At 45.0% G+C, this 23,778-nt stretch carries 23 protein-coding genes and 1 pseudogene; 12 read left to right on the top strand and 12 right to left on the bottom strand.

The window, feature by feature from the left end; genetic code table 11:
- The 8 genes and pseudogenes from DW205_RS15320 to DW205_RS15290 all read right to left on the bottom strand — a co-directional run bounded on the left by DW205_RS15320 (position 1) and on the right by DW205_RS15290 (position 8,781).
- Positions 1 to 1,194 (bottom strand): ATP-grasp domain-containing protein, encoded by a 1,194-nt coding sequence (locus DW205_RS15320; protein WP_008777947.1) that lies wholly within the window; start codon positions 1,192 to 1,194, stop codon positions 1 to 3.
- 74 nt (positions 1,195 to 1,268) lie between these two features.
- Entirely contained in the window at positions 1,269 to 2,411 is a 1,143-nt protein-coding gene (locus tag DW205_RS15315; RefSeq protein WP_005868580.1) for a glycosyltransferase, read from the bottom strand.
- A gap of 146 nt (positions 2,412 to 2,557) precedes the next feature.
- Entirely contained in the window at positions 2,558 to 4,072 is a 1,515-nt protein-coding gene (locus tag DW205_RS15310; RefSeq protein ID WP_005868578.1) for an oligosaccharide flippase family protein, read from the bottom strand.
- Between the two features lie 24 nt (positions 4,073 to 4,096).
- Positions 4,097 to 5,536, bottom strand: coding sequence for an O-antigen polysaccharide polymerase Wzy family protein (locus tag DW205_RS15305; protein WP_005868575.1), 1,440 nt, complete (start codon positions 5,534 to 5,536; stop codon positions 4,097 to 4,099).
- Positions 5,537 to 5,589: 53 nt separating this feature from the next.
- A complete protein-coding gene (locus tag DW205_RS15300) occupies positions 5,590 to 6,567 on the bottom strand; it encodes a glycosyltransferase family 2 protein (protein ID WP_005868573.1) in 978 nt (325 codons plus the stop codon).
- A 58-nt stretch (positions 6,568 to 6,625) separates the two neighbouring features.
- A pseudogene (locus DW205_RS22860) lies at positions 6,626 to 6,729 on the bottom strand (IS66 family transposase); the annotation flags it as partial.
- 132 nt (positions 6,730 to 6,861) lie between these two features.
- Complete coding sequence (locus DW205_RS15295) at positions 6,862 to 8,433, bottom strand: ATP-binding protein (RefSeq protein ID WP_121963118.1); 1,572 nt, start codon at positions 8,431 to 8,433, stop codon at positions 6,862 to 6,864.
- A 147-nt stretch (positions 8,434 to 8,580) separates the two neighbouring features.
- Positions 8,581 to 8,781: a hypothetical protein gene (locus DW205_RS15290; protein WP_005868570.1), complete on the bottom strand. Its 201-nt coding sequence runs from the start codon at positions 8,779 to 8,781 to the stop codon at positions 8,581 to 8,583.
- A gap of 109 nt (positions 8,782 to 8,890) precedes the next feature.
- Here DW205_RS15290 and DW205_RS15285 point away from each other — a divergent pair, with 109 nt between their 5' ends.
- The 6 genes from DW205_RS15285 to DW205_RS22160 all read left to right on the top strand — a co-directional run bounded on the left by DW205_RS15285 (position 8,891) and on the right by DW205_RS22160 (position 13,023).
- A complete protein-coding gene (locus DW205_RS15285) occupies positions 8,891 to 9,433 on the top strand; it encodes a BT4734/BF3469 family protein (RefSeq protein ID WP_005868561.1) in 543 nt (180 codons plus the stop codon).
- Positions 9,430 to 11,220, top strand: coding sequence for a DUF3987 domain-containing protein (locus tag DW205_RS15280; protein ID WP_005868559.1), 1,791 nt, complete (start codon positions 9,430 to 9,432; stop codon positions 11,218 to 11,220). The genes DW205_RS15285 and DW205_RS15280 overlap by 4 nt, the downstream gene beginning before the upstream one ends.
- Positions 11,221 to 11,305: 85 nt before the next feature.
- Positions 11,306 to 11,500, top strand: a complete 195-nt coding sequence (locus DW205_RS15275) for a DUF4248 domain-containing protein (RefSeq protein ID WP_005868558.1) — start codon at positions 11,306 to 11,308, stop codon at positions 11,498 to 11,500.
- 23 nt (positions 11,501 to 11,523) lie between these two features.
- Entirely contained in the window at positions 11,524 to 12,027 is a 504-nt protein-coding gene (locus DW205_RS15270) for a D-Ala-D-Ala carboxypeptidase family metallohydrolase (protein ID WP_008777945.1), read from the top strand.
- A 120-nt stretch (positions 12,028 to 12,147) separates the two neighbouring features.
- Positions 12,148 to 12,639, top strand: coding sequence for a DsbA family protein (locus tag DW205_RS15265; protein ID WP_005868556.1), 492 nt, complete (start codon positions 12,148 to 12,150; stop codon positions 12,637 to 12,639).
- Between the two features lie 252 nt (positions 12,640 to 12,891).
- Positions 12,892 to 13,023: a smalltalk protein gene (locus DW205_RS22160; RefSeq protein ID WP_005868555.1), complete on the top strand. Its 132-nt coding sequence runs from the start codon at positions 12,892 to 12,894 to the stop codon at positions 13,021 to 13,023.
- A 301-nt stretch (positions 13,024 to 13,324) separates the two neighbouring features.
- On the opposite strand, the gene DW205_RS15255 is transcribed toward DW205_RS22160, so the two are convergent.
- The 4 genes from DW205_RS15255 to DW205_RS15235 all read right to left on the bottom strand — a co-directional run bounded on the left by DW205_RS15255 (position 13,325) and on the right by DW205_RS15235 (position 18,151).
- Positions 13,325 to 15,238, bottom strand: a complete 1,914-nt coding sequence (locus tag DW205_RS15255; protein ID WP_008777944.1) for a nucleoside-diphosphate sugar epimerase/dehydratase — start codon at positions 15,236 to 15,238, stop codon at positions 13,325 to 13,327.
- A gap of 16 nt (positions 15,239 to 15,254) precedes the next feature.
- On the bottom strand, positions 15,255 to 15,635 hold the full coding sequence (locus tag DW205_RS15250) for a hypothetical protein (RefSeq protein ID WP_005868553.1): 381 nt from the start codon (positions 15,633 to 15,635) through the stop codon (positions 15,255 to 15,257).
- 11 nt (positions 15,636 to 15,646) lie between these two features.
- Positions 15,647 to 16,711 carry a transcription termination/antitermination protein NusG gene (locus tag DW205_RS15245; protein WP_005868550.1) on the bottom strand — a complete coding sequence of 355 codons (1,065 nt, stop codon included), beginning with the start codon at positions 16,709 to 16,711 and terminating at the stop codon, positions 15,647 to 15,649.
- 507 nt (positions 16,712 to 17,218) lie between these two features.
- Positions 17,219 to 18,151 (bottom strand): site-specific integrase, encoded by a 933-nt coding sequence (locus DW205_RS15235; protein WP_005868548.1) that lies wholly within the window; start codon positions 18,149 to 18,151, stop codon positions 17,219 to 17,221.
- 86 nt (positions 18,152 to 18,237) lie between these two features.
- Here DW205_RS15235 and DW205_RS15230 point away from each other — a divergent pair, with 86 nt between their 5' ends.
- The 6 genes from DW205_RS15230 (at position 18,238) to DW205_RS15205 (ending at position 23,723) form a co-directional block, all read left to right on the top strand.
- A complete protein-coding gene (locus DW205_RS15230; RefSeq protein ID WP_005858748.1) occupies positions 18,238 to 18,627 on the top strand; it encodes a DUF2007 domain-containing protein in 390 nt (129 codons plus the stop codon).
- A 13-nt stretch (positions 18,628 to 18,640) separates the two neighbouring features.
- The gene (locus DW205_RS22565) at positions 18,641 to 18,823 is read left to right on the top strand and encodes a hypothetical protein (RefSeq protein ID WP_005868546.1); all 183 of its coding nucleotides are present in this window, start codon (positions 18,641 to 18,643) and stop codon (positions 18,821 to 18,823) included.
- A 165-nt stretch (positions 18,824 to 18,988) separates the two neighbouring features.
- Complete coding sequence (locus DW205_RS15220) at positions 18,989 to 20,323, top strand: NADP-specific glutamate dehydrogenase (protein ID WP_005858752.1); 1,335 nt, start codon at positions 18,989 to 18,991, stop codon at positions 20,321 to 20,323.
- 188 nt (positions 20,324 to 20,511) lie between these two features.
- Positions 20,512 to 21,942, top strand: a complete 1,431-nt coding sequence (locus DW205_RS15215; RefSeq protein ID WP_005868544.1) for an RNase adapter RapZ — start codon at positions 20,512 to 20,514, stop codon at positions 21,940 to 21,942.
- A complete protein-coding gene (locus DW205_RS15210) occupies positions 21,939 to 22,676 on the top strand; it encodes a nucleotidyltransferase family protein (RefSeq protein ID WP_005858756.1) in 738 nt (245 codons plus the stop codon). Before DW205_RS15215 ends, DW205_RS15210 begins: the two co-directional genes overlap by 4 nt.
- Positions 22,677 to 22,691: 15 nt before the next feature.
- Complete coding sequence (locus tag DW205_RS15205; protein ID WP_005868542.1) at positions 22,692 to 23,723, top strand: endonuclease/exonuclease/phosphatase family protein; 1,032 nt, start codon at positions 22,692 to 22,694, stop codon at positions 23,721 to 23,723.
- Positions 23,724 to 23,778: the final 55 nt, after the last annotated feature.

Raw genomic sequence — 23,778 nt, 5'->3', positions numbered from 1 at the left:
TTACTCCATTTCGAATTGAATCTTTTCGACAGCTTGTTCACAGAATCTTACAGCTTCTTCACGAGTATTTCCTTGTGTTATAACGTAGCCTATACGATCCAAACTATTACGTATTTCTGAAATTTTATCACCTACTCTTTTCAATAATACAAATTCTATAACATTCGAATCTTTTTTCACAGCATCTATACCTTTTATTGATTTAATAACTCCCACTGAAGATTGGATAAAACGAATTGCTGCACCTCTATTAAATCTACTTTTCAAATCAGTATATTCTCCTAAAGCTATACGTATATTAGCCTCTACCATATTAATACCTGTTGATAATGGGACAAGATGAGTCGTAATACAGTCTCCCCCCAATCTTGCTCCTATCTCGACTATCTTAGGCCCAGTAGACGTAAGTTTTATTTCCGTATGCGAAGGACCATGATCGATACCTAATGCTTTAATCCCTGCTTTTGCGACTTCCGCTATCCTCATCTTAATATCTTCTGCGAACATGGAGGGTTGCGTATGTCCCATTTCCACAAAATAGGGCGCACCAGAAGTCAACTTATCCGTAACTTGAATCACATGGCATACACCATCAACACTCATTGTCTCTACGCTAAACTCATCGCCTTCCATGTACTCCTCAAGTAGAACTCGTCCATCCCTGCTATACTTCTTACTATAATTAAAAGCTTGGATCAAGACCTTTTCATCCGCTATATCTGTTATAAGTTTCACCCCACGATTCCCCGAATTATCAGCAGGCTTTATTATAAATTTAGTCGTAAAATGCTTAGTCGCCTCCATAAATTCATCAAGCTCACTAACTATATAAAACTCAGGGATAGGAACATCATGCGCTTTAAAACACATACGCATTTCCGCCTTATTTGTCGCATTAAGAGCAGTTTGAGGGGTAATACCTATTAATCCCAACTCTTCACACACCGTAGCAACCGCTTGCATAGGCATATCGGAAGCAAGCGTCATTATCCCATCTATTTGATAAGCACGAGCAGCCTCTACAATTCGGGGAGTATCTATCGTACTAATCTGCAATTTCGTTATCCCTTCTTCTTTAAACCCGACAGCATCCGGATCCATGTCTACAGCAATCACATCCAATCCCATTTCCTTCGCCTTTTTAATTGCAGGAAGCTGGAGGATGCTTGCTCCTAAAATCATTATTTTTTTCATCTATTATAACAATAAATATAGGTATTATAGCACTTATACAAAAAGTATCAAGGCACATATAATCTTGTAAAATATCACTTACCCAGACATTCCATGTATAAAAGCTCAATCTGTCTAGCGATTTTACTAGGAGAATATCTATTTATCACACTTCCACTTATAGATTCCCGCTTATACTCATTATAATGTTTGTACATATATTCCATAGCATCAACCAATCGTTCTTCACTATTCCGTTCAATTAATAAACCATTAGAAGAATCAACAAAATCTTCAGGGCCACCGCACTTAGTAGCAATAACAGGTAATCCTAAAGCCATAGCTTCAATATAAACGACCCCAAATGTTTCAGAATTTGACGGTAAAACAAAAACATTTGAATAAGATAGCTTAGGCAACATTTCTTCCCTACTCAATTTCCCGGTAAATTCCACACATTTTTCAATACCTAATTCTATAATCAAATTTTTCAAATAATGCTTTTTAGGTCCATCGCCAACAATAGTCAAATATTTATTTTCAAACTTCAACCTAGAAAATGCCTTAAGCAATAAATCAAAGCACTTTCCATCAACAAGTGCACCAACAGATATAAAAGAAAAATTTGCTTTGCCCCTATTAAATTTACTTTGAGCGTTGATATTAAATTTTGATACATCCAACATATTCGGGATGACACAACTCTTTACCCCAAATTGTTTACGAATATTCATTCCCAGACTATTTGAAACGGTAATAAGCGCATCCAATCGGTGGTATATCCTTTCTGCATAAAATCTAACAAAAACCGGCATAACGCTTTTTCCTAAAAAGCTCCAATGCTCAGTTCCCACACACGGTACATTAAATAAATCTTTCAATTTCAAAGCTATAGGCATGGTATATAGATAATGCGCATGTATAATATCAGGCCTACCATGATTACGTAGAATAATCCTATACAAAAATCTTACCATTTGGACTATATAAAAATAACCCAATTTATACATAGTCTTTATCGGCATTGGAAACATATAGAAATTGTACACATCTATTCCATCAATAACTCTATGATTAAAACCAATATGTCTATCATGAGCTTTAAGGCGTCTGTCTATACTCAATACGACAACCTTATGTCCTAAAGCATACAATGCTCTTGCTTGATCTGCCTCAAAATTTCCGATCATTACATCTTGTAAAGACGGAAATCCTCGGGAAATAATTAAAACAAACATTTTGAATTACTGTAAAAAAACTAATATTTCAACTAGGTTAACCCTCACTTCAATCACCTATAGAAACAATCAAAGCTCTATAATTTAAAAGTTTGCTAGATTTTTCATATTAGTCATAACAAATTCACTTTTCATCCAAAGTAATATTATATACGCTTCATTATAGTTATTAACTTCTCTCGTTCAATCTGAGAAAACAAGATCATAAAAATCAAACCAATCGCAACAATAAATGTAACTATTAAAAAAAGCAACATCTCTGTCCACCCATAAAGGCGTATATCAAAAAAAGAATAACTTAGAAATATTATACCCATGATACAAATTATAAATACCGAAGGTACAATTACTTTCTTAATATAATCCCCTATCATAAAACCCAACTCTTTATATGCCAATACCATTATTGCTATCAGATTTACAAATTCAATAACCGACATTGTTATAAACACACTATACAGAGGCAATTTCAAATGAAGCATAAGCCAAGATACAGGTAAGTTAAATAGCATAATAGACATTTCACATATTTGATAATTTCGCATACGTGCAGCCGATTTAAAGGTTGTATCAATAGCATCATGCCAACAACGTATGACCACAAACAATAGAATACATCTTATAAAGGTCGCTGCTCCTTCCGGTTGTTTTCCCAACCAAACTTGCAAAATCTCAGGAATGAATAAAAATAAAGGGAACCCCAAAACTATGCATATAGCAAATCTTGCTTTTGTCGCTAAAAATTGAAGATTATAAAAACGTTGTTTATCTGTTGAAAAAGCCATCATACTCTGAGGCTGAAAAGCAACAGTTATATCATTCACCAAAGTCTGTAATGCGTTTTTCACTTGATAAGAGATTGTACGTGAAGCATTAGCGACTATTCCACCAAATATATTAAGAATAAAATTCACACCTTCACTTGTTAGATAGTATCCTAAATTACCAAAAAAATTCCATCCTGCGAAAGAGGTCATTCGCTTAAATAAAACTCTATCCATTACAAAATGAAATTTCACTGTATCCTTAAAAGTTTTATAACAATACCCCCCTATCATAAGAATATGTACAATAGTTACACATAAAAGTAATATTGCATAAAAAACGACCCTCTGAATCGGACTAAATGACAAAATAAATATCACACAAAGACGCAAAACAGAATCTATAATAGAAATAACTGCCAAGGCATCAAATTTCTCATTTGCCATAGCAAGTGCATCAAAAGGAACTGTAATTATAGAAACTGCTGCCGACAAGATAGTAAAACGAAGTATACATCCTGCAACTATTAGTTTTTCAGTATTCAAATTAAGATTAGGGAGCAATATCGCACCTCCAATCTCTGCTAATAGAATAAAGACAACCGCAATTAACACATGAATGATCATCCCCATGCAGAAGATTTCATTTTTCCTTGCGATACTCTCTTCCTTATTTACATTTAGAAATCTCTGAACAGATGCGGCGAATGTTGATTTGAGTGACGTAAAAACAGCAATTATACTACCAATAAGTCCGTATAAACCAAAATCATCAATTCCCAAATATTGCAGCAATACTCTTGATGAATATAGCGCAATCAACATGGTTACAGCTTTCCTTCCATAAAGTAGTAACGTATTACGAGCAATACGCCTGTTGTTTTCAGAAACATTCACAACTATTAAAATTAAAAATTATTTTTATCCAACACCCAATTTAGTATAACGTCTCCGTGGAATACTAAACACTAAAAATGCACCCAAAAAAACAGCGACATATATAAAAATTGTAGCAGGAAGAGATAATATCGTAATAAATTCAGTAAATCCTCCACGTGGTGCCCAAAGAAGCCGAGTTATAATCAAAAGTTTAACCGATGTATTAAAGGGTTTATTTTTATCTAACTTAGCTAATGAGGCCAACAGAAATCCATAAATCACATTTCCAAGCACTATTCCAATATAACCAAAATCATGATACAACTCTGCTATATAGCTTGTACCTGTTCCTGCCCCTTCAAGATATTTATCACGGAACATTAAGTATGGAAGCGCATGAGCAAGGTGATAACCCTCGGTAGCCTTATCCGCATTATTACCTGCGCCATCAGAACCAAAAACTAATCCAAATACACCATCATGAAGAAAATGTAATGAATAAAATCGATCTGATCTTAAGCGAGAATCTAACTCATAAGATCTTTTTATTACATTAACACTTACTCCGTTATTATACACAAAATCCACAATAGAATCACCCACATTACTAAATTCGATCTTATCTCCAGTTCGTATTTTAGAAAAAATCCCTAATCCGACAAGTAAAAAAGGAAATGCTATCAACCCCATCCTTATCCAACTTTTCTTTATCCATATTTCACCTTCTCTCTTATTCCGGTAAAAATAATATATCATCAAAAATAGGGTTCCCAATATGAATGGGCCTCTTTGCCCTCCCAACAACGTAAGAGCCAAGTATAAAAAATAGAACATACAGATTTTATTACACGACTTTCTTTCAGGAAATGTCGCTAGATAACAACAAAAAGCAACAGGAAGAGCCTGTTCTATCCTATTGAGTGTCAACAATAAATAATTGCCTCTCATCATCTCCTTTCCTTCGACCGTATAGCTAGCCAAATAGCCTATCGTATGTACCAAAACTACAATAAAAATCGCATATATCACAGAGAATACAAAAGCAACCCAAAATATTCTAAGAGAATATTTGCGTATAATTTTTATATATCTATCAGGTAAAACATATTCAGCATGACTCTGTTTATTCTTTCTCCTATTACGCACATAAAAAAATATATAAGAAAAAAAAACAGTCAATAAGCTCAGCAATATACATAATTCCGCATGTGTATTAATCTCCTCAGAAAAGACCTCTACTTCATAATTAAAATAATAAGATAACAAATGCCTACCCATAAGAAACGAAAAAAAAGCCACACAAAAGGCAAACAGCATACCTTTTGATTTCAAGTCTCTTACAGCATACACAGTTATATTTGCCCACACCAAAAAAAGACCACTTATTATAAAGTCAGATTGAACTATCAAAAAAAACAATATAAAAAACATGTTCAATGTCAAATACAGTCCAAACCCTATATATTGCTTTAATCTTACCATATAATCAAATATAACTCAAAATCAATCAATTACAATCAAACCATTAATAATGGTCATTCTTTTTTATAAAGAATCATAAAATGATACAATAAACGACAAGACATCATCAGTTTATGAATCATCGCTTCTTTCAACGATTGATTAATAATAGGAAAATACTCCTTATATTGATTCAAAATCAAAAATATCTCATCATAAATTATATCAAAATCTTGCTCTCTCTTAGCATGAATAAATGTAGCATGGGCATTTCTTAATAATTTATAAACCCCAAACGAAACAGTTTTCCGAGAAAAATGATTGTCAATCATATACTTTACCATTTCTTGGGTTGCATAAATAACATCAAGATGCTTTCTCTGAAATTCAGAACGTACGATACTCCCCTTACGTTGAAGATAATAATATCCAGGAGTAGAAACATACGACACCAACCTTGAATGAGCTATATGTTTATATGTAGTATAAGAATCCTCATAATATTTACCCTTTGGATAAGGATACGCCTTAAGTAAACCTAAACGAAAAAGTTTAGACCATGCATGATTTCCATAATATTTTTCTTTACACAACTCCACTAAAGCCTCTTCCATTTCCATTGCGCAAGGAGCTTTTGTTGACATATTAAAATATATAGAAAATCCTTCCGAAGTTTCTGTTGCTCTGTAATATGGAGAAACCACCATATCAATTTCACTAGAGGTGAGTCCTTCAACTAGATTCTGAATAAAACGCTCCGATACCCAATCATCGGAATCCACAAAAATCACAAACTCCGATTTTGATCTTTCTACCGCATAATTCCTCGCATCTGATAATCCTCCATTCTGCTTATGATAAACCCTGATTTTTTCCGGATAGTTGATTGCATATTCATCACAGATGACAGGACACTCATCAGGAGAACCATCATCTACCAAAGAGATTATATAATCATCATAAGTTTGATTCAATAAAGAATCAACACATTTTCTCAAATATGGTTCGACATTATACACTGGTACAATTATGTCGATTTTGGGAACATTCATACGATTTGATTGTGATTAAAAAGGCTATAAAGAAAGCAAATATCTCTTTCCAGAATCAATTCAGATAATTAAGGGCTTCTGTATAATACTGACTTCTAAATTCTGAATTCTTTGACTGTCCTCTGTCCAACAGGTACGCAATTCGATTAGGAGTCCCTTCGTTTCCGTAAGCCTGATACCTCTGAAAGATAATACATCTTACAACGATAAGATGATACACCTTACATCAACAAGATGATACATCTTCCGCACGAAGATAAAACATCTTTATCAGACTAGAGTAACCTGTAACTTTCAACAAGACATAGAACCCTCAATAACCCAATCCCCCAACGTATGCCGCCCACTATCAAAATTAATCCCAACCTTTACGATCGGCAACCCACAAAGGGCGAAGCGCTCCGGGTAATTGCGCAAATTGATTTGCTCAAGGGCTATATCCGCGGTCTTGTTTAACTTCAATTCCACGACATAGAGTGTTGTCGGTGTGCGCATCACCATATCCACACGGCCTTTCGGGGTACGGACTTCCACGTCCACATACATTCCTAGCAGGCTGAAGATCGTGTAAAGCAAGGACTGATAATGGCCCTCGTAATCCGTATTGTCACATTGGGGGATGGTGGACAGGAAGGTCTGCAACAGACGCAGGGCATCGTCCATCCGCTCTCCAAAGATCGCCTCGAAAAGAAGGGCTACTGTAGTAAGTCCATCCGCTGTGTATTGATGCAAATAATTGGGCAATAAACTCTTCATCAATCCCATACGTACCTCCTTGTTTGGGATGTCGAGCGTGTACAAATTCGTGAGCGAGGAATAATCCTTTATCGTGATGTAACCACTCTGATAGAGCAATGGCGTAATATCGACCATCCGTTCCGTGGGTGCGTCAAACGACTCTGCCAAAACCTTGCGTGCGCCTATTTGCTGGGGTTTCACGTGATACTTGTTCAGCATCTCGATCAAATAGGTGGGCGTACCGCTACCGAACCAATAGGAATTTAGTTTACTGTCGGTCAAGGCGTTCAACAGGCTGAACGGATTGTATATATCGGGCGAGGGCCACGTGAAATGGTAACCGTCATAATTCGATTTCAAGGCTCCCAAGGCACCCTCCGGAGTAACGCCGAGGTTGTCGGCCAAACGACCGATATCCTCGCCCATCTGCTCACGCATTTCCTCCTCCGTGATGCCACAGAGCGAGGCGTACTCCGGGAGCATGCTGATATTCTTGATATTGTTCAACTCGCTGAAGATGCTCAATTGAGAGAACTTCGTGATACCTGTCAAGAATACGAAACGCAAATAAGGATCGCAGGCTTTCAGCGGACTATAGAAGTTACGCATCACGTCGCGAAGCTTCGGCAGCTCCTTCTCCTCATGCACCACGTCCAGCAAGGGAGCGTCGTACTCGTCGATCAAGACAACCACCTTTTGACCGGTCTGGGCGTAGGCACGTTGGATGAGACTTTCCAGACGTTGGTTCGTATAAATAGCGCTCTCATCACGTCCGTATATCTGCTCGTAACCATACAATTTCCTCTCCAGCTCACTCAGAAGCCGATCCTTGTCCATATGCTTTGCCGTGCTCATGTCGAAATGAAGCACCGGATAGCTTGTCCACTCCTTCTCCAGGTGCTCGATGGCCAAGCCCTCGAACAAATCCTTTCGCCCCTCAAAATAACTATGGAGCGTAGAAGTAAGCAACGACTTCCCGAAACGGCGGGGACGGCTCAAGAATATATAACCAGACGCACCGTGTGTCATTCGGTAGACCAATTCCGTCTTATCTACATACACATAATTCCCCTCTCTCAATTTGGAGAATGTCTGTATTCCTATCGGATATAATCGCCGCCCTTCCATCTTCGTCTCTGTTTATTGGTTCGTCAAGACAAATATAACGTTATTTCCCTAAACGATCAATTTTCAACCCTCTATTTTTCCATTCCACGCCTCATCGCCCTATACACCTCCTTGAGCGCCCCGGCCCCATACCCCATGAACTCCGGTTCATCCATCTCTACGCATAGTTCTTGTACCAAGCGGGTCAGACTCTGGGGATTGATACTCTTTTTTTTTCGCTTTGCTGTAGGTGGCGGTGCCTACGTGGGCCTCCGCACAAAACTCACGGATAGAGATTCCTAACCGCTTACGTGGAAATTCCACTAACTCATCAAATAAAATCTGGTTCAAATCTAAATTTTCCTTCATACTATGCTAATTTTCATTAAACAATCATCCAATATTTCAGCCTATAGGCTGAAACGCAGAATCAATTATTAGCAATAGCTTTAGAAAATTAATCTGAAATCCTATTGATATGGACCAACAAATGTCTTACTTCCTTCCTCCCATCACCAACACGCTTCCGACTGGGAACTGTACACTACGGGAAGTGTACCGATGGATCACCGAGGATAAATCTCTCGAAACGGTTACCAACGAATTACGCGCCTTCATCAGGGAAGGCAGGGTAGCGGAATACCGCCAACTCAAACAGCGACAACTGCCGTTCGTAACGCCCCACGGCGTTTTTTCCCGTCGTAAGAGCGACGCTCTCATCTCCGCCTCGGGGTTGGTAGTGATCGATATCGACCATCTCGCCTCTCTCGAGGAGGCGGAACAACTCCGGGACCACCTCTTCGAGGACCCCTATCTCGGGACCCGCCTCGCCTTTGTCAGCCCCGGAGGACTTGGAGTGAAACTTTTCATACCCGGAGACGAGACCGTTCGATGGGCCATGAGTTACATACAGCTCCTGTATGCCGACACCTTCAAGGGTGAGGTGGATACCTGTGGCAAGGATATCGCCCGCTGCTGTTTCTTGTCTCATGATTCTAACGCTAAAATATTCATACCATGAACAACGATCTTTCCAAACTAGTAGAAGCGGTACGGGCGGCCCATGCCGACATCGCCCCCACTTACGCCGAGTATGTACAATTGGCTTTCGCCATCGCCACCGATTGCGGGGAGGCAGGACGTAGCGACTTCATCAGTCTCTGCGAGCCATCGCCCAAGTTCAACGCCCTACACGCCAACAAGCTTTTCTCCAGTGCCTTGCGCACCGGAAACCAGAATGTCCATCTGGGCACCGCTTTCCACTTGGCCAAGCTGGCGGGCGTGGAAATAGGTTTCAAGTTTCAAGGTTTCACGAAACCCTTTTCCTCACACACACGTGTGAGTACATATAATATAGCCGATACGGTAGATCAAGCCCACGAGACCAGCGATCGGGAAACCGAGGCAAACGACGCCCCACTCCACATCGGCAGCGAGCCTTACACCTCCCTGCCACGGCTGGTACCCGGCTATCCATGGCCCTCGTTGCTACGGAACATCCTCGGTTTCGCCGATAATGCCGAGCAGCGGGATATCCTTTTGCTCACGGCTCTCACCGCCCTAGGCGCCACCTTGGGCAAGACAGTGCGTTGCCTCTATGGGATGCATTGGATCTATCCCTGTATCCAGCTCTTCGTGATCGCTCCGCCCGCATCGGGTAAGGGCATCATGGCGTGGCTGCGTAAGTTTATCGAGCCTATCCACCGGGAGATCCGCCAACAAGTGGACCTAGCGATGAAACAGTACCGCCAAGATTTGGCGGCCTATCATGCCTTAGGCAAGGAGAAAGCCAAGATGGAGATGCCCCAGATGCCTAAAAACAGTATGTTTATCATCTCCGGCAACAATACCGGGACGGGTATCTTGCAAAATATCATCGATTCGGACGGCACCGGTATCATTTTCGAGACCGAGGCGGATACCATCACCACCGCTATCGGGGGTGATTACGGGCATTGGAGCGATACGCTCCGTAACGCTTTCGACCATGCCGGGCTCTCGTTCAACCGACGGACCGATAACGAATACCGGGAATGCGACTCCACCTTCCTCTCGATGGTGCTCTCGGGTACGCCCGGACAGGTAGCGCCGCTTATCCCCTCGGGCGAGAACGGGCTCTTCAGCCGTGAGGTCTTCTACTACAAATCGCAGATCCGGGAATGGATCGACCAATTCTCCGTCGACGAGGTAGACGCCGAGAAGGAATTCCACCGGATGGGCTACGAGTGGAAGGCCACGATCGATCAGCTCAAGTGCCGGGGTACCATTACCTTGCGCCTCGACGAGCGGCAACAAGCCGCTTTCAACGACAGCTTCGTACGTCTTTTCCTGCGTGCCCGGCAATCCAACGGGCAGGAGATGAACAGTTCCGTGGTACGCCTCGCCATCAACCTCGTACGTTTCATGGAGGTGGTAGCCATGCTTCGTGCCTTGGAACAACCGGAACTATTGCTGCCGGCCCAAGGCATCAACAGCGACAACCTAAAGGACAAGATCATCGGAGGCTGGGAACTCCATATCACCGACGATGACTTCGCCGCCCTTCTGACAATGGCGGAGCCGCTCTACCTCCACGCCACCCATATCCTCTCATTCCTGCCTACCGGCGAGATCACCAGCCGAGGCCTCTCGGAAAAGGACAGTCTGCTCAGCTCCATGCCAGACGAGTTCACCACCGTCCAATGGATGGAGACCGCCGAGCATGCCAACATCCCTAAGAACACCGCCAAGACATGGCTACGCCGACTATGCGACTCCGGAGCCCTCCTGCATGGCGAGCATAAAGGGATTTATTTGAAACCCATATAATGTACGTACGTGTGTGTGAGGAAAGAGGGTTCATGAAACCTTGAAACTTGAAACCCTCCTATAGTCATTTTAAAATTCAATACAGATGAAAAAAATAGATCTCGCCCGTCAATATTGCCTGACAGGCACCCCTTCGAACGCTTTGCATAAGTTGAACCGATATATCCGTGACGTGAAAGGACTGAAAGAGGCCCTTATCCGTCATGGTTATCACTCGAAAGACCGCTCCATCACGCCGAAGCAAGTACAGATATTCTATGATTTTTTAGGGGAACCCTAAAATTCTTCTCCTAGAGCGAATAGGTGGAAACAAATGGTATATCCGGGCTTTCCGCCTATCGTATCTTTGCTACAGAAACAAAAACATCAACCTTGTCTCCTATGCGCTACTTTAATTATCAAGAGTTTGAAGACTCCGCCACGGCCCGGCGAGACGGGATCGACAACAGCCTCACCCCGGTGGCCCGGAGGATGGTCACGATCCTTGTGGAAATGCTACTAGACCCGCTACGGCAGGTCTGGGGCAGACCCATCGTCATCAGTAGCGGCTATCGCTGCCCCGAATTGAACATCCTTATCGGGGGAGCCAAGCACAGTCACCACCTCCTCGGTTGCGCCGCCGACCTGATAGCCGGCTCTCCAGATGATCATCGCCGCTTGTTCCGACTGATACAAGAGACGCACGAGCTGTGCGGACTCGAGTTCACTCAGCTCATCCTAGAGCCCGGCGCCCGATGGATCCATATCTCTTACGTACCCGGCAATCTTCGCTGTCAGGTTATCGATAAAGAAAAGTCGCCTAATTGACTTAAGTCTTTCAAACTGAAGACTTAAATCAAGGAGCACGAAGAGCCAAGTCATCAAGCGTGAGGACTCAACTCATCATCCCCCAAGTTCTTTATGTATCACTTAAAATATCTTACGATTATGTCATTAAACTATTCCATTGCCATGATGGGCAACCCGTTGAAAAAAGAGGAACCCAAGAAAGCCTACGCCAAGGCGCAAACCAACGGCGAGCTCAGTCTAAAAGAGCTATCTACCCTGATAGCGAGTAAATGCACAGTGCACCAAGCCGACGTTTCGGCCGTGCTCATCGCCACCACCGAGTGCATGCTGGAAGGTCTGAAAGCCGGTAAGCAGGTGAATTTCGGCGATCTGGGTGCCTTCCGCCTCCAGATCAATTCCGGGGGAGCGCCGAGTGCCGACCTGTTCACCTCCGACTATATCAAGGGGGTGAACATCCAGTTCGTCCCCGGCGAGGAACTTCAAGTCATCTTCCAAGGCCTCAAGTTCAACCTCGTCCCCACCCGGGCCGCCCAAGCCGCCGTCATCAAGGCCCAGAAGGCCGGTAAGACAACGGTGGATATCTCCGGTAAGAACGGCTCCTCGGACTCCGAGTCGCCTGACGAGATTTAGTGTTACTTTTGGCTTGACCCAAAAGTAACCAAAAGGTCAAGGCTGACGCTGACGGGCTACTTCGAGACCTACGCTCGCTGTCGCATCCCAACTCGCTTCGCTCAGACAGGGATGCTCCGGACGCTCGCTTCGGTCTCTTCGCTTTACGCCCGTCCGCTAAGGCCGTCCAAAGGAAAGCGTCGCTTTCCTCTTATATCCTCCGTGGTATTTTAATTCTTAATTCATAAATTATAAATCAAAAATTCAACCATCATGATCACACAAACCTATCCTGCTCCGGAAACCTCTAAGAAGAGCGTTTGGAGCATTATCTTAAAAGTCATCATTGCCGTGGCCACCACAATCGCCGGAGCATTCGGACTACAAGCCTGCCAGATGCTCTAGTTTAAAGTTGGCTCTCACTCTTCACATCCCTCTTTACATTTAAGTACATGTGCGCATATCATATACATAATATAATACTTACAAAAGAGGGGGATGTGAGACCTCCTCACAGAGCCGGAAGGCTCTACATCCGGCCTAAGCGGACGGGCGTAAAGCGGAGAGACCGAAGCTAGCGGCAGGAGCGTCCCTGTCTGAGCGAAGCGAGTTGGGACGCGACAGCGAGCGTAGGTCTCGGAGTAGCCCGTCCGGTTAAGCCTTGAACTTTTGGTTACTTTTCTTTCAAGAGAAAAGTAACGACAAGCTATCCATCCAAGACCTCGTACTTAGAGTGCCGGCTTTTGAACTCGGGGACGATCGCCTTCATCTTGCCCACGATGGCCATATCGTCCCTCGAGCGGCCTAGGCCGACGAGTTCATCTATATCTTGGCAAACCGTATCATAATCGTACTCCCGTACCTTGGCGATCTTGATCTTCGGATGGAAGGTAGGCAGCGTGATCTCCTCGTCGTTCAGTACCTCCTCGTACAGCTTCTCGCCGGCACGAAGACCCGTAAACCGGACCTCTACGTTCTTGGCGCCCGAAAGCTGAATCATACGTTTCGCCAAGTCGATGATACGCACGGGTTTGCCCATGTCGAAGACGAAGATCTCCCCACCGTTACCCATCGTACCCGCCTCCAATACCAACCGGCAGGCCTCCGGGATCAGCATGAAGAAACGGATGATATCCGGATGCGTCACTGTCACGGGACCGCCCTTGGCAATCTGTTCACGGAACAATGGGATCACGGAGCCGTTAGAACCCAGCACGTTGCCGAAGCGGGTCGTAACGAACTGCGTCACGCCTTCCACATGGCCCTCCTTGATCGCTTTGTCGAGGCTCTGCACGTAAATCTCGCAGATGCGCTTCGAGCAACCCATCACATTCGTAGGATTCACCGCCTTGTCCGTGGAGATCATCACGAACTTCCTCGTGCCATACTTCACGGCCAAGTCGGCGATCACACGGGTACCGTCCACGTTGTTACCCACACTCTCGCAAGGATTATCCTCCATCATCGGAACGTGCTTATAAGCCGCCGCATGGAACACGTAGGCGGGGCGATGCTCCGAGAAGATCTCCTCCATGCGAGACTTGTTAGCGATGTCCGCCACCAAGGTATAGGCGTTGATATCCCGCCAATCCCTCGCCATCATCAAGCGGATGTCGTGCAAGGGGGTCTCCGCCTGATCTACCAAGATCAAGCGATCCGGAGTGAACGAGGCGATCTGGCGCACCATCTCGCCACCGATGCTGCCGGCGGCTCCCGTTATCAGGATGCGTTGACCACGAAGCAAGCGGCCCACCGCCTCCATGTCTATCTCTATCTTTTCCCGGGGAAGCAGATCCTCGATCTCAACCTTCCGGAGTTGTGTATGTGTCAAATCGCTCCTGCCATCCCATTCTTGTGCCGCCGGGGTCACGTAGATCTTGATCCCCGCCTCCGCCAAACGGGCCACCATATCCGGCTGTTCCCGGATGGAGTCGCTCTTCAAGGGGGAGACGAAAAGGATCGTCGCCCGCTCCCGGCGCATCGCATCGATCAGCTCCTCATCGAAAGGGTACACACGCACTCCCATCAATATACGATTCTGCATGTTCCCGGCCTCCGAGACGAAGCCTGCCAGCACGTACTGTGCGGGATCTTGGTTCTGGATGCTCTTCGCCAAACTGATACCGCCCTGCTTCACGCCGAAGATAAAGGCACGCTCAGCCTTCGACTGGCGAAAGGTCGTCACGTAGAAATACTTCACGAACACACGCATCGCCCACATCAAGCTCATCGCCAGCAGGGAGGATAGCACAAGGTCTCGTTTACGGATATACACCAAGTAAGGCGAAAAATCCGTAAACTCTTGGAAGGTCACCACGCAAACCACACCGAACAGCACGGCGAAGCCCACCCGTTGCAAATCCACGAAGGAAGAGTAACGAATGATGCCCGAATACGTACGGAACAGCCTAAAGCCCACCAGATAAGGCACTAGGCAAACACCCCACGTGAGCGACAGGTGCCAAAAGATGCCCATCGTGGCGAAGATCCCGTTATTCAAGGCATATACCAGCAAGCCTGAAAACAGGATCACCAAGCAATCCAACAGGATAATGCTCCAATACGGCAACGCTTTCCTTGAGAAATACCACGTTGAGAGTTTAGAAAAAAGGTTCATCATGAATAAAATTTTTGGTTCATGTCAGCTGGGGCAAGCCCTCCACCTCACCGGCATGCCATCTTCGGTAGTCAGTCAAGGAGGATTCGGGGACGGTCAGCACCACGTAATCCGTCTCGTCCTGCCTCAAAATATGTTTACGGGCGTACGAACGCAACGAGCGATCCGTCACGGACACCATCACGATCGGGAACGGGTAGGCGAACAGGCGCAGCGGCGTGATCTCGCTATCCGGGAAGGTGAGACACAACTGATAGGCAGAACGCTCGAAAGCCACCCAATAAGGACCCGTACAATATAAATGGATCGAGGTACGGTTCGTGCGCTCACGATCCATGATCTCGCTCAGATGCTCGTTTAGTAACGTAACCAAGCGTATGCCAGAAGGAAGAGAAGGCATGTTTTGAATTTTTAATTTTCAATTCCCACGTGTTTTAGCCAGCGGTCGTAGTCGGCTAACCGACGGATCAAGAATAATTTACTCTTCTTCGGGGAGGATTCCCGGCTCCACGGATCGATCAACTCGTGCGCACGATAATAATAGATACTGCTATCCGTACAACCATAAAGCGTAAGTAGTAATAATGCCAACGACTGTTCCGCACGAATCAAGGGTAAGAACGAGACGATCGTTCCGATCAACGACTTTTGCCGCTCCTCGTCCCCTAGTATCGTATAGGCGGGCAACAAGAGGGAATAGAGCTTGCACCGCATCACGGCAGAATCCAACTGTAACTCTCCATAGGCACGCAAGGTCTCGGTCGCCAGCTCACGATCTATAGCCGTAACGCCACCATCCCCCCAATGACGGCCCAACGCCTCATGAAGACCATTTTGTATCCGGGAATTGTCCAAACGGGTATATACATGCTTGCCTTCCTCGGCCAAGCTGATCACCTCATACTCGCCCGGCTGAACACGCAATAAAGGAACCCACATCCAGTTGTCCACGCATACCATTACCTCCCGCTCGCCAACACCGGGCTGTATTACTACACTTGCCTCAACACCTTTGAAACGACCATCCGTGATGCGTATCCGGTCACCTTTACGCAAATAACCCGCTTCCGGCACATACACCGGAAGCTCATCCGAGTAAGAACGGGCCACCCAACGCAAGTTTTCCATCTCACGATCGGAGACAAAAGGATATGAGCCACGGCCATCCACGCTAGGCAGGAAATTATACAAGGGAAAATCTCGTTTCAAACGGAAGATCTCATACACAGAAGAGCGGATAAACACATAATTGTAGAGTAACGGACGGTGAGTCTCCACCAAACGCCCCTCACGGCGATGCATCTCCACGAAAGAGGGGGCGAAAAAATCGAACGTAGGCTCGCCCAAACGCACCCTGCGATCTAACTCCTTCCGCAAACCTTTGGCTGGACCTTTGTGACAAGCGGGAAGAGATAACACATACCATCTTACGGTGTGGACATCACGCAATGGTAAAGGGGGAAGATCATGACCCATAGATACTTCAATGCCATATCAGCGTATTCTATTAACACACTGATAATCTAATACTTAAATCAAATATCGTTTTCTATTCCCGAAAATTTTAAAGCAATAGAAACCATGTCAATATCTCTTCTATCGGGACGTGGAAGATCGGCTACTTGGGAAGTAGCGTAAAAGATAGGAAATGATTATTACCCAGTTGTAGAGACGGAGCGTGCTCCGTCTCCCACCGTCTGGCAGTAATTTAAAATACCCATTTGAGGGGATGAGACGGGACACGCCCCGTCTCTACACGATGTTCGTACGATTTTTTTTGGAGACGTGATGATGCAGGAAATATGAGGTCGTTTCGTCTCCATTGTCGTGCCCATACACCACGAATAGAAACGAAAAATCGAGGAAAGATAAATTCAGAAAACAAACAAAGCTTACACAAAGCCTAAAAATTGTTTGTTATTCGGTGTTTTTTACTAAATTTGCGGCGTGGAAGATTACGCTACTTCCCAAGTAGCCGATCGCCTACCCCACCTTTGATACATTATTATATATGCTCTCGAAGCAAGCCTTGTTCACCGCAGACATCTTATCCAAAGAGAAGCTCTTCAAATAGATTTGCGTCGTCTTGATTGATTGGTGTCCCAGCAATTCGCTGATCATCTCGATCGGTACACCCTGTTCCTTCAAGGTCGTAGCGAAAGAGTGACGGATTGAGTACGAGGTAACCATTTCCGTCACACCACAGGCATTTGCCAGTTCCTTCAAGGAACTGTTGAAATCAGCCAAGGCAGAGGTATATTCCCGGAAGGCCTCTTCACCCGTTTTCGTCCCACTCAAGAAAGTGAATAGATAAGGAGAATCCCTAAGCGTGTCGGTCATTAACGCAGCCAACAACTCCTTGGCCACAGGCTGTATCTCGACCAACATCGGTGTACCCGTCTTCTGGCGGTTATACCTCAAGACACCATTCCGGATATCACTCTTTTTCAAATGAGCGAAATCGACAAACGCCATACCGCAAAACAAGAACATCAAACACAATGCCCGCTGTGTTTTCCGCAGCCCCGAATCATCCAACGGAGCGGTCATCAACAAACGCAAGGATTCCGTAGGCAACGCCTTCTTCTGTTTGCTTTTCACTCCCATGAAAATTCCCTTGAACAAATAACGGGAAAAAGGAGCCTCCCCATTCTCCATCGCCAACCCATACACACGGCGAATCCTACGCATATAGGTAGACACCGTATTCCACGAGCATTCCCGGTCCCGCAAATAGTCTTGATACCTCAAAAGCATTTCCCGGTCGATACGGGTATAAGGAATCACCTCCTGCCCACAAAAACGCAGGAATGAATTCAAGGCATCTTGATAACTCTTGGCGGACGAATAACGTCCTTGCTCTCTCAATCGGGCTATATACATCCGCATACCCTCCGCTAAATCATACTGTTTCATATTTTCACGTATAAAAAAAGTAAATTACAATAAAAAACACGGTTAATTCGTGATTGTCTACTTACATTTGCAGAAAAACAAATACCATGGACAAGATCGTAGAAATAGCCCGGTTCACCTATCCGGCGGATGCCCAACCGCTGATGGCCCTGTTGAGGTCGGAAGGGATAGAATGTTATCTCCGCAATGAGTTAAGCAGCCAGATCATGGCCGGTTACGTAGACGTAGGCGGCGCACGGGTGGAGATTCTGGAAAGCGACGTTCCCCGAGCCATGAAGATCATGGAGGAAGGCGGTTACGACCTACCCCGGGAAGACGAGCAAGCGGAACCGGTAGAACAAGTCGCCGGATTCGCACGTCATATCCCTTTTCTACGAAAATATCCCTTAGAGAAACAAATCATGATCCTATTCGTCATCATAGCTGTCTTTTTGGCTTTGGTGATTTACTTCGGATCGCTTATTTCCTCAAACTAAACAAATGTAATCAATGGCACGCAGAAAGATAACAAATAGTCAAGCCGTATGTATCACCTTACTATGGGGTGTCTTATGCTACATGCTGCTTGTATACAGCGAAACGATCAATTTCGACGTCATATTTGCCCTTGTAGCCTCCGCTATCATTGTGTTCGTTCCGATCTATAAGAGTTTCAAGCATAGAGATGAATAACATTTCGTCGTTTTTTCAAACTTAATATATCTAAATGATATTTTTTACGCATTTTCTCTTTCAATTATTTGCTAGTGTCAAAAATTAGCTTACCTTTGCCACGTCGTTAAACAAACGGCGTACGGATAACAAAATGGTATAACATTCTAAATATAAAATTCAGTCATGAAGGCAAGTGAAGTTTTAGACAACTTGAAAAGAAGATTTCCGAACGAACCGGAATATCATCAAGCAGTATCAGAGGTTTTAGGGACTATCGAGGAAGCTTACAACGAGCATCCGGAATTTGAGAAAAGCAACTTGATCGAGCGCCTTTGTATCCCCGATCGCATTTTCTCTTTCCGTGTAACTTGGATGGACGATAAGGGACAAATCCAGACGAACATGGGTTACCGTATCCAGCACAACAACGCTATCGGCCCGTACAAAGGCGGTATCCGTTTCCACGCTTCCGTAAACCAATCGATCCTTAAGTTCTTGGCTTTTGAGCAAACGTTTAAAAATTCACTGACTACATTGCCGATGGGTGGTGGTAAAGGAGGTTCCGACTTTAGCCCGAGAGGAAAGTCAAACGCTGAGATCATGCGTTTCTGCCAAGCCTTCATCCTTGAGTTATGGCACCATATCGGTCCGGACACGGATGTTCCCGCCGGCGATATCGGTGTAGGCGGACGTGAGGTGGCTTATATGTATGGAATGTACAAGAAATTGGCTCGTGAGAATACGGGCACATTCACGGGTAAGGGTATCGAGTTCGGAGGTTCCTTGATCCGTCCGGAAGCTACAGGTTACGGAAACGTATATTTCTTGTTGCAGATGCTGAAAACCCGCAACATTGATATCAAGGACAAGGTAGTTTGTGTATCAGGTTCCGGAAACGTGGCTCAATATACGGTAGAGAAATTAATCAGTCTTGGAGCGAAAGTTGTCACGATGTCTGATTCCGACGGTTATATCTATGATCCGGATGGTATCGACCGTGAGAAACTGGATTATATCATGGAGTTGAAGAACTTGTATCGTGGCCGTATCCGTGAATACGCGGAGCAATACGGATGCAAATATGTACAAGGCGCTCGTCCTTGGGGAGAGAAATGCGACATCGCTATGCCGAGCGCAACCCAGAATGAGTTGAACGGCGACGATGCCAAGACTTTATTGGCCAACGGTTGCTTCGCCGTATCCGAGGGTGCTAACATGCCTTCTACACCAGAAGCTATCGACGCATTCCTTGAGGCCAAGATCCTTTACGCTCCGGGTAAGGCCGCTAACGCAGGTGGTGTATCCGTTTCCGGTCTTGAGATGACTCAGAACGCACAGAAGTTAAGCTGGAGCAGCGAGGAAGTAGACCAGAAACTTCAAAGCATCATGGAAAACATCCACGAGCAATGCGTAAAATACGGAAAGCAAGAGGATGGTTACGTAAACTACGTGAAAGGCGCCAACGTAGCCGGCTTCATGAAGGTAGCTAAGGCTATGATGGCACAAGGAATACTCTAGGTAATTGAAAATTAAGAATTGAGAATTGAAAATTAGTTAGAGAGGAGCGATTGATGATCATATAAGCGAGGGGGATAGGCTTTGAGAGGCTATTCCCCTTTCTTATTTCCGACGAAGTCCCAATTTTCAATTTTCAATTCTTAATTTTCAATTAAAAAGCGGTATCTTAGTGCCGTAAATCGATAAGTATGATAACAGAAGAACTTAGGAAGCTATACCAATCATATACCGGATCACCGGCAGAGGAAATAACGGAGTTACCGTCATCCGGCTCTAACCGCCGGTATTTCAGGATAAAAGGTCCTGAGACGTTGATTGGAGTTAGTGGCACTTCTATTGAGGAGAACGAGGCTTTTATCTATATGGCAAAACATTTCCGGGGGAAGGGCTTACCCGTACCGCAAGTATATGCCAGCTCGGACGACCATTCATTTTATATCCAAGAAGATTTAGGAGATACGCTTCTTTTCAACGCCATCGAGAAAGGCCGTAAAAGCAGTGTATTCGACGAGGAGGAACGCCGTTTATTACACAAGACGATCACCAAACTCCCCGACATCCAGTTCTTGGGGTCCGACGGTTTCGATTTCTCGTATTGCCATCCGCAAGCCGAGTTCAACCAACGGTCTATCCTTTGGGACTTGAATTATTTCAAGTACTGTTTCTTAAAGGCTACCGGGATGGAGTTTCAAGAAAACCGTCTGGAAGATGATTTCTTGAAGATGAGCGACGTATTGTTACGCAGTTCATCCGCCACGTTCCTATACCGTGATTTCCAGTCACGCAATGTTATGGTAAAGGACGGAGAGCCTTGGTTTATTGATTTTCAAGGTGGACGAAAAGGCCCGGTTTATTACGACGTGGCTTCCTTCCTTTGGCAGGCGAAAGCGAAATATCCGGAGGATCTGAGGAATGAATTACTATCGGATTATATCACGGCCCTACGTAAATATATCCCGGTAGACGAGGCTTACTTCCATAGCCAGCTGCGCCATTTCGTCCTGTTTAGGACCTTGCAGGTATTGGGGGCTTATGGTTTCCGGGGATATTTCGAGAAAAAACCCCATTTCATCCAAAGCGTCCCGTTCGCAATCGAGAACCTGCGGCAGTTATTGAAGAATGACTATCCGGAATATCCCTATTTATGCTCCGTCCTTCGTGAGCTTACCGGGTTGAAACAATTCACGGACGATATCCAGAAACATATGCTGGAAGTAAAGGTCATGAGCTTCGCCTATAAAAAAGGAATCCCGAACGACCCTAGCGGGAACGGAGGTGGATTCGTATTCGATTGCCGTGCGATAAATAACCCCGGTAAATACGAGCGTTACAACCATTTCACCGGTTTGGATGAGCCAGTGATCCAGTTCTTGGAGGATGACGGGGAGATCACGAACTTCCTCGAGCATGTCTACCATATCGTAGACGCCTCGGTAAAACGATATATGGATCGTGGATTCACCAATTTGATGATTTGTTTCGGATGTACGGGAGGACAGCACCGTTCGGTCTATTCCGCACAGCATCTGGCGGAACATCTTAACACCAAGTTCGGAGTAAAAGTACATTTAGTACATAGAGAACAAAATATAGAACAACTCTTTAACCCTACATTATGAAAGCTATGATTTTCGCGGCCGGTACTGGTTCCAGACTGAAGCCGTTAACCGATCACACGCCAAAAGCGCTTATACCTATCGGGGGCAAACCGATGCTAGAACACGTCATACTGAAACTGAAATCCTCCGGTTTCGACCAGATCGTGATCAATATCCACCATTTAGGCAACCAGATCGTGGATTTTCTGGAGGCGAACAACAACTTCGGTGTCCGGATCGAAATCTCGGACGAGAGCGATTATCTGCTGGATACGGGAGGAGGAATCAAGAAGGCCACTTCTCTTTTATGCGGGAACGAGCCTTTCTTGATACATAATGTCGATATCTTATCGAACGTGGATCTCAAGAAACTATACGATACCCATGTACAAACGAACCCGTTGGCTACCTTACTCGTCAGCCAGCGCAATACCTCACGTTATCTATTATTTAATAAGGAGAATAGACTGTGTGGTTGGCGTAATCATGAGACCGGCGAGGTAAAATCTTACTATCCCTATTTTGACCCGGATCAACACAACGAGTACGCCTTTAGCGGAATCCACGTACTCTCGCCCAAGATATTGGAGCTGATGGAAGAATGGACCGGAAAGTTCTCTATCATTAACTTCTATCTGGCTATTTGCGCCAAAACCGATATCAGGGCTTATATGGCGGATAACCTAAAACTATTGGATATCGGCAAGCCGGAAACCTTGGCCGCCGCCGAGGAATGGCTACGACAAAACATCTAACAAAATATTTCACACATGAAAAAAACTAGTTTTATCTACTTACTCTTGTTGATCGCGCTGGGCCTCAGCTCTTGCCAGCAAGAGAAGACTTTCAAGGTTCTTCAATTCAACATCTGGCAGGAAGGCGCTGTCGTAAAAGGAGGCTTTGACGCTATCGCTGACGAGATCGTAAGAAGTAACGCTGATTTCGTTACGTTAAGCGAGGTACGTAATTATCATCAGACCCGTTTTTGCGACCGGATCGTGGAAGCGTTGCAGCAAAGAGGACAAACGTACTATTCTTTCTACACCGAGGATTCCGGTCTGTTAAGCCGCTACCCGATCACAGATAGCACGACCGTCTATCCCTTGAACGATGACAGGGGTAGTATGTACAAGGCCATTACCCACATCGGCGATACCGAGGTAGCTCTTTACACCGCCCATCTGGATTATCGCAATTGCGCTTATTACGATGCCCGTGGATACGACGGAAATACATGGGACGAGGAACCTCCTGTCACCAATCTGGATACACTCCTATGGTTGAACGAACAATCTGTCCGTGACGACGCTATCGCTTGCTTCCTAAAAGAGGCGAAAAAGGATCGGGAAGCTGGACGGATCGTTATCCTCGGAGGGGACTTTAACGAGCCTTCCCATCTGGACTGGACCGAGGCGACCAAAGAGATGAGAGACCACCAAGGATTGGTTGTTCCTTGGCACGTATCCGTCATGCTGGAGAAAGACGGCTTCAAAGATACGTACCGTGAGATCTTCCCGAACCCTGTAACTCATCCGGGACTTACCTGCCCGGCGGACTGTAAGGATATCGCTTTAGAGAAATTAGTTTGGTCGCCGAAAGCGGACGATAGAGATCGCATCGATTTCATCCATTACGCTCCATTCGAGGGATTAACGCTTACAGATGTATGTATCATCGGTCCGAAAGGTGACATCCTCCGTGGGCAAAGAGAGACGGAAGAGACCTCCGACCCGATCATGACTCCCCTTGGAATCTGGCCTACCGACCACAAAGCGGTTCTTGCCACTTTCCACTTGAAATAAAAAATGGATTCGCGAGCCCCGTCTTACCGGCTCGTCTCGCAAATCCACAAACAAC

This window comes from Parabacteroides sp. AM17-47 (assembly GCF_003434625.1).
In the GTDB taxonomy this organism is placed as follows: domain Bacteria; phylum Bacteroidota; class Bacteroidia; order Bacteroidales; family Tannerellaceae; genus Parabacteroides; species Parabacteroides distasonis.
This window is presented reverse-complemented; position numbering and strand designations above follow the sequence as displayed.